Raw genomic sequence first — 9,365 nt, forward strand, 5'->3', positions numbered from 1 at the left:
TATCGGGTGGACATGTTTCACGTGAAACATTTTACTCTGCTATGGTTTCAAGTATTCTTTCCAGTTCATCTTCGGAATAATATTCTATTTCTATTTTTCCCCGTTTTTCAGTGCCTTTTACTTTTACTCTTGTTCCCAGGGCCCTCTGAAGTTTTTCCGTTATGTCAATAAATACGGGGTTTATTTCCTGATTTTTATTTTTCTTTTTTTCCTGTGTCTTTTTTTTAACTGTTTCTTCTGTTTCCCTAACAGACATGTTGCTTTCGCTTATCTTTTTTGCAATCTTCAATCTTTCTTTTTTATCCTCTATGGCCAGAAGTGCCCTGGCATGCCCTGCCGTTAATTTTTCCTCAGAAATTAGTTTTTTTATTTCTTCATCAAGGTTCAATAGTCTCACTGTGTTTGCTATCTGTGATCTGCTTTTCCCGACCCTTTTTGATAGTTCCTCCTGGGTCATGCCGAATTCATCAATGAGTTTTTTATAAGCCTCTGCTTCTTCCAGGGGGTTTAGATCTTCTCTCTGCAGGTTCTCAATAAGTGCTATTTCCATTACATCTGCATCCGAGAGATCTTTTATTATGGCAGGAATTTTTTCTATACCTGCTTTTTGAGCTGCCCGCCATCTTCTTTCTCCTGCCACCAATTCATATCCGCCGTCTTTTTTTCGTACTATAATTGGTTGCAAGACCCCGTGTTCTTTAATTGAATCTGATAGCTCTCTAATCTTTTCCTCGTCAAACTTTTTTCTGGGTTGATTTTTATTAGCCCTTATCTCACTAATTTTTATATCCTGGACATTTTCCTGTTCTTTATCATCCATAGGTATAAGAGCACTTAATCCTTTACCCAGCCCTCTTTTATTCAATTCCGAGCACCTCCTCTGCCAGTTCCATATATACTTCCGAGCCTCTTGATTTTGAGTCATAAATAATTATTGGTTTGCCATGACTGGGCGCCTCGCTCAGTCTCACATTTCTCGGTATGATTGTCCTGTAGACCTTGTTCTTGAAATACTTTTTTACCTCTTCCACCACCTGAATGGAAAGGTTTGTCCTGGCATCAAACATGGTTAGCAGCACTCCTTCTACCTGAAGGTTTTTGTTTAAGTGCTTTTGCACCAGGTTTATTGTGTTCATGAGCTGGCCCAATCCTTCCAGGGCGTAATATTCGCACTGTATGGGCACCAGTACCGTTCCTGCAGCCGTCAGAGCATTCAGGGTAAGCAGCCCCAGAGAAGGAGGGCAATCTATTATTATAAAATCATATTCATCCCTTATTTCATCTATTGCATTTTTAAGTTTGTACTCTCGTGAGATGGCCGGTACCAGTTCTATTTCTGCTCCCGCCAGTTGTATATTTGATGGCAAAAGATACAGGCTTTCATAATTTGTTTTTACTATGTTGTCTTTTATAGATTCTTCGTTTATGAGTACATTGTAAATGGATTTTTCAATGGCTTTCTTGTCAACTCCTATTCCACTGGTAGTGTTGCCCTGGGGGTCTATATCCACCAGCAATACTTTTTGTTCCAGTGCGGCAAGGCATGCCGCAAGATTTACCGCAGTGGTGGTTTTGCCCACTCCTCCTTTTTGATTGGCTATAGCCATTATCCTTGACATAAACTTGAAACAAGAGCGGAATTTGCTCCGTTTCAGTTCCTCCTTTCTCCAAGAAAACTCATTCTTGATTCCGATGTAGAAACTAAGTCCGCTGCCAGAGACGGCCAAGAGCACTGAAAATCTGCACCTTCTTCTCTCTTGATTTTTTACGACTTCCTACTTCTGGTCTCCGACCTCTGAAATGGTCAGGTGCCAGGCCATCACAACCAGCAAAAGCGACTTTTTACATCGTAATCATCTATTATATATTAACTTTCTTCTTTAATTCTTTTTTTCCTTCCTGAATTTACATTTTTATAAAATAATCTTTGACTTTAAATCCTCGGGTACAAGGCCCGAGTTATTATATCGGTAGATTTTTTGAAACTTTGTGCGGCATTCTGCCGCAGTCGTTATAAAAAAAGTGGTTCATCACCTCTTTGGTATCTGAACCACTACTTCAATAAAGTCGCCCTTATCTATTTCCTTATATCCTGCATTTATTCCCGTCTCCTTGATGTTCTTCACCAGTTTTTTGACGGAATTGACAAAGATTCTTACATCTTTAATAGCAATTTTAAAGGATTTTTTCTTTTCTTTTTCCTTTTCATTTTCAATGCCTTCAATAAGCCTGTCCACCAGCTCTTCAGTCTGCCTCACATTTAGACCCTTATCTATTATTTGTTTTAAAGCCTGCATTTGAAGTTTCTCATCAGGTAGTTTTAATAGTGCCCTTGCATGTCTTTCGCTCAGCTTTTCCCGGGAAATAATTTTAACTATTTCCGGAGGCATCTTTAGGATCCTCATCTTGTTTGCTATGGTTGACTGGCTCTTTCCGAGTTTATATGCCAGTTGCTCCTGGGTAAAACCGTAATCTTGCATCAACTGCCTGTAACCCTCGGCCTCCTCCAGGAAACTCAGGTTTTCTCTCTGTAGATTTTCTATCAATGCCATTATTGCAGTTTCTGAGTCTCCCGCATCCTTGATAATTGCCGGTATTTCCTTTAATCCGGCTTTCTGGCTGGCCCTCCATCTTCTCTCGCCCGCAATGATTTCATATCCGTTCTTCCCGCTTCTCCTTACAACTATCGGTTGCAGTACACCATAGGATTTTATTGAGTTAGTAAGATCATTCAGTGATTCGTCGTCAAATTCCTTTCTGGGCTGATATGCGTTTGGTTTTATTTCTTCTAAAGGAATGTTTATAATGTTTAAAGCCGATTTGCGGTCCCCCCACATTAGCCCCACCGCCTTTCTTAATCTTAACCTAAATAATAATTCTATAAAAAAGTGCTTTTTCCTTCCTTAAATGGTAATATTTCCTTTTTTTATAGCGGATTTTTTTCCGGAATTCCTGGCCGCCTGGGGTATTTTTCCGGTGTTTTATTTTCCTTTTTTATTATAATCAGTTTGTGGTTTACTTCCCCTACGGCATATTCTTTAACATCCTGTATTTTTCCTCCCATGATATCCAGAGATTTTTCTGCCATCCGAATTTCCTCTTTTATCTTTTCTCCCTTCATGGCTACAAATATTCCACCGGTTTTTACAAAGGGCAGGCAAAGTTCCGACAGCACATTCAAAGACGATACCGCCCTTGCTACGGCCATATCGTAATTTTCCCGGTAAGGGTATTTTTTCGCAGCATTTTCGGCCCTGTCATTCAATATCTCTATATCTTTTAAATTAAGCTTCCGGACAACTTCAAACAAAAAATCTGTCTTCTTTCTTATGGTTTCAAGCAGGGTAAGTTTTATATCAGGTCTTGCCAGCTTCAAAAAAAAGCCCGGTATTCCCGGGCCTGTGCCCACATCTATTATGCTGGCTCCCTCTTTTATTTCAACATGTTTTGTTATCATCAGGGAATCTATTACATGTTTTTCCACAAATTCATTTTTTTCGGTTATCCTGGTAAGATTTACCTTTTTATTCCAGTCCATAAGTAAATTTCTATATTTATCGATGGTTTTTAACTTTGTTTCATCAAGTTCTATACCGCTTTCTTCCGCCTTTTTTTTTAATAATATCATAAATTCGTTATCCATGTGCTTTTTTCCTTTTCTGTTGTTCAAGGTATATTAAAAGTATTGATATATCCGCTGGGTTTACTCCGGATATCCTTGATGCCTGCCCCACAGAACCGGGCATCACCTTTTTCAATCTTTCCCTGGCTTCGGTCCTTAAGCCGTAAATCCTGTCATAATCAATATTCTCCGGAATTCTCTTGTTCTCAAGTTTTTTGAAACTTTCCACCTGGTCTATCTGCCGTTTTATATATCCATCGTAGGATATCATTATCTCCACCTGGTCTATGACATCTTGAGGAAGTTCTGGTCTATTTTTATCCAGTATTTTTAATTTTTCATAATCCAGTTCCGGCCTTTTCAATAGATCCTCCAGTGTAAAGGGTGTGTTAATGGGGGCTGTCTCCATTTCCTCAAGGGCCCTGTTGTTCTCCTCGGTGGGAGTTATTTTCACCGACCTTAATCTTTCTATCTCTTCCTGTATCATTTGTTTTTTCTTCAGTGTTTTTTCATATCTTTTATCATTTATTAATCCTACTTCGTGACCAATTTCTGTGAGTCTCAGGTCTGCGTTGTCATGCCGTAGGAGCAGCCTGTATTCGGCCCTGGAAGTGAGCATCCTGTAAGGCTCGGTGATGCCCTTGGTGATAAGGTCATCTATGAGCACTCCTATATATGCATCGGACCTCTTTAATATCACGGGCTCTTTTTCTTTTATCATTAGCGCCGCGTTTATCCCTGCTATAAGGCCCTGGGCCGCGGCTTCTTCATAGCCCGATGTACCGTTTATCTGGCCTGCCATGTAGAGTCCCTTTATTTTTCTTGTCTCCAGACTTAAACTAAGTTGTGTCGGGATCACATAATCATATTCTATGGCATATCCGTACCTCATGATCCGGGCATTTTCCAGGCCTTTGATGGTCCTCAGCATTTTTATCTGCACATCGGCTGGAAGGCTTGTGGACATGCCCTGAATATACATCTCATTAGTGTTTATTCCTTCGGGCTCTATGAATATCTGGTGGCTGGCCTTTTCCTTGAAATTTACAACTTTGACTTCTATGCTGGGGCAGTATCTGGGCCCTACTCCCTGGATATCACCGGTGTACAGAGGCGCTCTGTATAAATTTTCCATTATTATTTCATGGGTATGTTTATTGGAATAGGTAAGCCAGCAGGACACCTGGTCGCGCTTTATCTCTCCTGAAGTATATGAAAAGGGGATGATAACTTCATCTCCCGGCTGTTCTATCATTTTTGAAAAATCTATGGAGTGTTTATGCACCCTCGGGGGAGTTCCGGTCTTAAATCTTCCCAGCTCAAACCCCAGGTCTTCCAGACTTTTTGAAAGCTGGCTGGCCGGGAAAAGGCCGTTGGGGCCTCCGCTGTAATTCACATCGCCTATTATTATTCTTCCCCTCAGATAAACCCCTGTGGTGAGTATGACGGCTTTTGAGTAGAATATTCCCCCCGTCCTGGTCACCACACCTCTGACCTTGCCGCCTTCTTCCAGTATTCTTACTACTTCTTCCTGGACCACATCAAGATTTTGCTGTCTTTCCAGGGTATACTTCATTGAAAACTGATATGCTTTTTTATCTGCCTGGGCCCTCAGGGCCCTTACTGCAGGGCCTTTTCCTGTATTTAACATTCTTATCTGTATAAAGGTTTTATCCGTATTTATGGCCATTTCTCCGCCCAGGGCATCGATCTCCCTTACCAGGTGGCCTTTGGCGGGACCTCCTATTGAAGGATTGCAGGGCATGAGGGCTATACTGTCCAGGTTTATTGCAAATACCACTGTCTTCATACCCATCCTGGCTGCGGCCAGGGCTGCTTCACATCCTGCGTGTCCCGCACCCACTACGGCTACGTCATAGTATCCTACTGTATATTCCATAACATCACCTTCATTTCCCGATGCAGAAGTTCTCGAAAATTGCATTTATTATGTCATCACTTACGGTATCCCCGGTGATCTCACCCAGTTTTTCCCATGCTTCACGGATATCTATCTCAATGATTTCTACCGGCATTTTAACTTTCATTGATTCCATCGCCCTTTCAAGACTGTTCCTGGCAGCCTCAAGAGCCTGCTTTTGCCTTTGCCCTGCTATGATGGTATTTTCATCAATAGGACCTATTTGTTCCACTATTGAATTATATATTTCATTTTTTAGTTCTTCAATGCCCTGCTCTTTTAGTGCCGATATTTTTATTACTTTCTTTCCGGGTAAAAGCCTCTTTACTTCTTTCTCATCTATTTTTGCCGGTAAATCGACTTTGTTTATGACACCTATGGTGAACTTGTCCTTCACCATTTCAAATATATTCCTGTCCTCATCGGTTATTTCCATCGAAGCATCCATTATCAAAAGCACCATTTCCGCTTCTTTCAGATATCTTTTTGCCCTTTCTACTCCTATCTTTTCTACCAGATCGCTGGTTTCCCTGATTCCTGCCGTGTCTATGACCTTCACCGGGATTCCCTTTATGTTTATATATTCTTCTATGATATCCCTTGTGGTGCCCGGTACATCGGTAACTATGGCTCTTTCTTCTCTGAGGAGCGCATTTAAAAGGGATGATTTTCCGACATTGGTCCGCCCCAGAATAAGAGTGGAAATTCCCTCCCTGAGTATTTTGCTCGATCCGGTATTTTTAATCAGTTCTTCGATCTTTCCTTTACTTTTTATTATTTCACTTTTTATTATCTCCGGATCCGTCTCAGGAATGTCATCTTCGGGAAAATCTATGTTCGCCTCTATATGCGCCATAATTTCCAGCAAATCTCGACGAATGGAATTTATCTTTTCGGAAAATCCCCCCGCCAGTTGTCTGTTAGCCAGTACCAGAGCCCTATCGGTTTTGGACCTGATGACATCTATGACTGCTTCCGCTTGGGAAAGGTCTATTCTTCCGTTTAAGAATGCCCTTTTCGTAAACTCTCCCGGTTCCGCAACCCTGGCTCCATATCTTATAGTAAGTTCCAGTATTTTCCTTTGGGCTGTCATTCCTCCGTGACAGTTTATCTCCACCATGTCTTCCCTTGTATATGTATTAGGGGCTTTGAAAAAGGCCGTTAGAACTTCGTCTATGGGGTATCCTTCTTCCGGGTCTATTATTTGTCCCAGGTATAGATATCGGCTTTTTATATTCTTTATTTCCGACTTTGGACTGAAAATCCTTCGAGCTATATCAAAGGACTTTTCGCCGCTTATTCTTACTATTCCTATGCCGCCTTCGCCCAGGGGTGTTGAGATGGCGGCGATGGTATCTTCATCTTTCACACGCATTACCTCTCATGTAAATTAAGCCCCAAAGCTTTGGCTCCGGGGCTTTAAAAATTTACTTTAACGATATCACGACTCTCCTGTTGGGCTCTTCTCCTATGCTCCTGGTATTTACCATGGAATCACCCTGTAGAGCCGTATGTATTATCCTTCTTTCATTTGGGAGCATGGGCTCTAAAATTACACTTTTCTTGGTCTCCTTGACCCGCCTGGCCATATTTTTCGCCAGCCTTTCCAGGGCCTCTTCTCGCTTCTTTCTATAATCTTCGGCGTCCAGTATAATCCTCTTGTAATTTTCGTTCCCACGGTTGGCCACCAGAGAAGTCAGATACTGTATAGCATCCAGGGTGCTACCGTGTTTTCCTATGAGGGCACCCACATTCTTTCCTTCAAAAGTTATTTTTATGGTATCCTTATCTTCTTCATGCATTTCAATCTTCGGGTCTATTTTAAAATGCTTCACCAGACCCTTGAGAAATTCCACGGCTCTCTCTCCAGGATTATCCTTTTGAGTCACCCTTACCCTTGCAGCTTTAGACAGAAATCCCAGTATGCCGCGGTTTCCCTCTTCCAGAACTTCAATTTTCGCCTTTTCTTTTTTTATGTTCAATTCTTTTAATGCCAGCTCAATGGCTTCATCTACTGTCTTTGCCTGTTTTTCCACGGATTTCATCTCATTTTACATCCTCCTTGACTGGAGCAGGGGAGCGCATGATCAACATCTGCTGCAGTATCTGCACAATATTGCTCACTACCCAGTATAGAGCAAGTCCTGATGCAAACTTTATCGACATCCATCCTATGAAGAGCGACATAACGATATTCATGGAGTTATTGGGGTTTTCAGGGTTGGGGGGTGTTGCAATTTTTGACGAAAGATAAGTTGTAACCGCAGCCAGTATGGGAAGTATATATGTCGTATCGGGAGCTCCCAGGTCCTTTATCCATAAAAATCCCGCCTGGCCAAAATTGTATGTTTGCAACAGCCTGAACAGCCCGATTATAAAAGGAAACTGTATCAGCAGTGGAAGACATCCTCCCATAGGGTTTACCTTATTTTCCTGATATAATTTCATTATTTCCCTGTTGAGTTTTTCCTTATCATTCTTGTATTTTTCCTGCAGCTTTTTTTGAAGCGGTGCTATCTCCTGCATTTTTTTCATGGAATGAAACTGCTGAAAGCTGAAAGGAAGCAACACTATTTTTATCAATACCGTGATTCCTATAATTGCCAGGCCATAGCTTTTAGTATATGCGAATATAAAATCCAGAAGCTGCTTCATTATATTTACAAGATAATCCATTTATTTTGCTCCCCCTTGTATTCTTTATTTTTACATCATTTACAGTTTTTATACCGGGTCGTAACCTCCAGGGTTGAATGGATGGCATCTTAGAATTCTCTTTATTGATTTTATGCCTCCCTTTATAACTCCGTATTTTTCAATGGATTCTATGGCATACCTGGAACATGTGGGATAAAATCTGCAAGTCCTGGGCTTGAGCGGTGATATGAATTTTCTATAAAATACTATCATCCCTATGATTGCTGACTTAATCATCCCATACTCGACCTCTTCTTAGAAGATTTTTTATCTCTTTTTTCATCTGCCCGTATTCAATATTTGCCGTTTCGGGTTTTACTGAAATTACCACATCATAGCCCTTTTTAATATTTCCTATGCTCTCCCTGAATATTTCTTTTATCCTTCTTTTAAGCCTGTTCCTTACCACACTTTTGCCGACTTTTTTTGAAATAGATACACCAAGCCTTGTGCGCTCCAGGTTATTTTTTTTCACGTACATATTAAAATAAGCGCATGACCAGCGCTTTCCCGCCCTGTACACATTAATAAATTCGAAATTTTTTGTTAATCTGAAACATCTATTCAATAAACATTTCCTCCATTGCGGGAGTGCAAAGGCCGTTTAACCAATAGTTTAACGGCCTTTTCTTTTTATGCTGTAAGTCTTTTTCTCCCTTTTTGTCTTCTTCTTCTGATGACATTTCTACCGTTTTTTGTCATCATTCTTTTTCTGAAGCCGTGTACTTTTTTTCTATATCTCCTGCTCGGCTGGTATGTCTGTTTCATTTTTGCACCTCCGGCGATTAAAACTATTTAGATTATAGCTTATAATATTAATAATTGTCAAGAAAATAAAAGAATCTTTGATTTTAATCCTCGGGCACAGGGCCCGAATTATTATTGCGGTTGATTCTTTTGAAACTTTGTGCGGCTTCTGCCGCAGTCGTTTTAAAAGAATCTTTGATTTTAATCCTCGGGCACAGGGCCCGAATTATTATTGCGGTTGATTCTTTTGAAACTTTATGCGGCATTCTGCCGCTGTCGTTATAAGTTCATATTGAATATGATCTCTTATTTTGTTATTATGTTATTGACCTTATTTTGATTTTTATTCCGTTTTTTTTTCAAGGGGGTTTTTTTATT

11 protein-coding genes are annotated in these 9,365 nt (G+C 40.6%); all 11 read right to left on the reverse strand.

The features are described from left to right. Nucleotides 1–31 precede the first annotated feature (31 nt). The 11 genes from D2962_RS17310 to rpmH all read right to left on the reverse strand — a co-directional run bounded on the left by D2962_RS17310 (nucleotide 32) and on the right by rpmH (nucleotide 9,008). On the reverse strand, nucleotides 32–865 hold the full coding sequence (locus tag D2962_RS17310; protein WP_122015687.1) for a ParB/RepB/Spo0J family partition protein: 834 nt from the start codon (nucleotides 863–865) through the stop codon (nucleotides 32–34). Further along, on the reverse strand, nucleotides 858–1,619 hold the full coding sequence (locus tag D2962_RS17315) for a ParA family protein (RefSeq protein WP_122015838.1): 762 nt from the start codon (nucleotides 1,617–1,619) through the stop codon (nucleotides 858–860). The genes D2962_RS17310 and D2962_RS17315 overlap by 8 nt, the downstream gene beginning before the upstream one ends. Nucleotides 1,620–2,030: 411 nt before the next feature. Next, entirely contained in the window at nucleotides 2,031–2,837 is an 807-nt protein-coding gene (gene noc, locus D2962_RS17320) for a nucleoid occlusion protein (RefSeq protein ID WP_120765141.1), read from the reverse strand. 89 nt (nucleotides 2,838–2,926) lie between these two features. Beyond that, complete coding sequence (gene rsmG, locus D2962_RS17325) at nucleotides 2,927–3,643, reverse strand: 16S rRNA (guanine(527)-N(7))-methyltransferase RsmG (RefSeq protein ID WP_120765142.1); 717 nt, start codon at nucleotides 3,641–3,643, stop codon at nucleotides 2,927–2,929. Next, the gene (gene mnmG / locus D2962_RS17330) at nucleotides 3,636–5,522 is read right to left on the reverse strand and encodes a tRNA uridine-5-carboxymethylaminomethyl(34) synthesis enzyme MnmG (RefSeq protein WP_122015688.1); all 1,887 of its coding nucleotides are present in this window, start codon (nucleotides 5,520–5,522) and stop codon (nucleotides 3,636–3,638) included. Before mnmG ends, rsmG begins: the two co-directional genes overlap by 8 nt. Nucleotides 5,523–5,532: 10 nt before the next feature. Then, complete coding sequence (gene mnmE, locus D2962_RS17335; protein ID WP_122015689.1) at nucleotides 5,533–6,918, reverse strand: tRNA uridine-5-carboxymethylaminomethyl(34) synthesis GTPase MnmE; 1,386 nt, start codon at nucleotides 6,916–6,918, stop codon at nucleotides 5,533–5,535. A 52-nt stretch (nucleotides 6,919–6,970) separates the two neighbouring features. Continuing rightward, entirely contained in the window at nucleotides 6,971–7,588 is a 618-nt protein-coding gene (gene jag / locus D2962_RS17340) for an RNA-binding cell elongation regulator Jag/EloR (protein WP_120765145.1), read from the reverse strand. A 1-nt stretch (nucleotide 7,589) separates the two neighbouring features. Beyond that, nucleotides 7,590–8,219 (reverse strand): YidC/Oxa1 family membrane protein insertase, encoded by a 630-nt coding sequence (locus tag D2962_RS17345; protein ID WP_120765146.1) that lies wholly within the window; start codon nucleotides 8,217–8,219, stop codon nucleotides 7,590–7,592. A gap of 48 nt (nucleotides 8,220–8,267) precedes the next feature. Continuing rightward, entirely contained in the window at nucleotides 8,268–8,477 is a 210-nt protein-coding gene (gene yidD, locus D2962_RS17350) for a membrane protein insertion efficiency factor YidD (RefSeq protein WP_120765147.1), read from the reverse strand. Beyond that, on the reverse strand, nucleotides 8,470–8,808 hold the full coding sequence (gene rnpA / locus D2962_RS17355) for a ribonuclease P protein component (RefSeq protein WP_122015690.1): 339 nt from the start codon (nucleotides 8,806–8,808) through the stop codon (nucleotides 8,470–8,472). Before rnpA ends, yidD begins: the two co-directional genes overlap by 8 nt. Nucleotides 8,809–8,873: 65 nt before the next feature. Then, nucleotides 8,874–9,008 (reverse strand): 50S ribosomal protein L34, encoded by a 135-nt coding sequence (rpmH, locus tag D2962_RS17360; RefSeq protein ID WP_120765149.1) that lies wholly within the window; start codon nucleotides 9,006–9,008, stop codon nucleotides 8,874–8,876. Between the last annotated feature and the right edge of the window lie 357 nt (nucleotides 9,009–9,365).

It is taken from the genome of Biomaibacter acetigenes (genome assembly GCF_003691585.1).
GTDB lineage: Bacteria > Bacillota > Thermosediminibacteria > Thermosediminibacterales > Tepidanaerobacteraceae > Biomaibacter > Biomaibacter acetigenes.

What these genes read in the sequence shown, in the direction of transcription:
- D2962_RS17315 (WP_122015838.1), bottom strand. Translation starts at nt 1,619, where the DNA reads ATGTCAAGGATAATGGCTATAGCCAATCAAAAAGGAGGAGTGGGCAAA.
- noc (WP_120765141.1), bottom strand. Translation starts at nt 2,837, where the DNA reads ATGTGGGGGGACCGCAAATCGGCTTTAAACATTATAAACATTCCTTTA.
- rsmG (WP_120765142.1), bottom strand. Translation starts at nt 3,643, where the DNA reads ATGGATAACGAATTTATGATATTATTAAAAAAAAAGGCGGAAGAAAGC.
- mnmG (WP_122015688.1), bottom strand. Translation starts at nt 5,522, where the DNA reads ATGGAATATACAGTAGGATACTATGACGTAGCCGTAGTGGGTGCGGGA.
- mnmE (WP_122015689.1), bottom strand. Translation starts at nt 6,918, where the DNA reads ATGCGTGTGAAAGATGAAGATACCATCGCCGCCATCTCAACACCCCTG.
- jag (WP_120765145.1), bottom strand. Translation starts at nt 7,588, where the DNA reads ATGAAATCCGTGGAAAAACAGGCAAAGACAGTAGATGAAGCCATTGAG.
- D2962_RS17345 (WP_120765146.1), bottom strand. Translation starts at nt 8,219, where the DNA reads ATGGATTATCTTGTAAATATAATGAAGCAGCTTCTGGATTTTATATTC.
- yidD (WP_120765147.1), bottom strand. Translation starts at nt 8,477, where the DNA reads ATGATTAAGTCAGCAATCATAGGGATGATAGTATTTTATAGAAAATTC.
- rpmH (WP_120765149.1), bottom strand. Translation starts at nt 9,008, where the DNA reads ATGAAACAGACATACCAGCCGAGCAGGAGATATAGAAAAAAAGTACAC.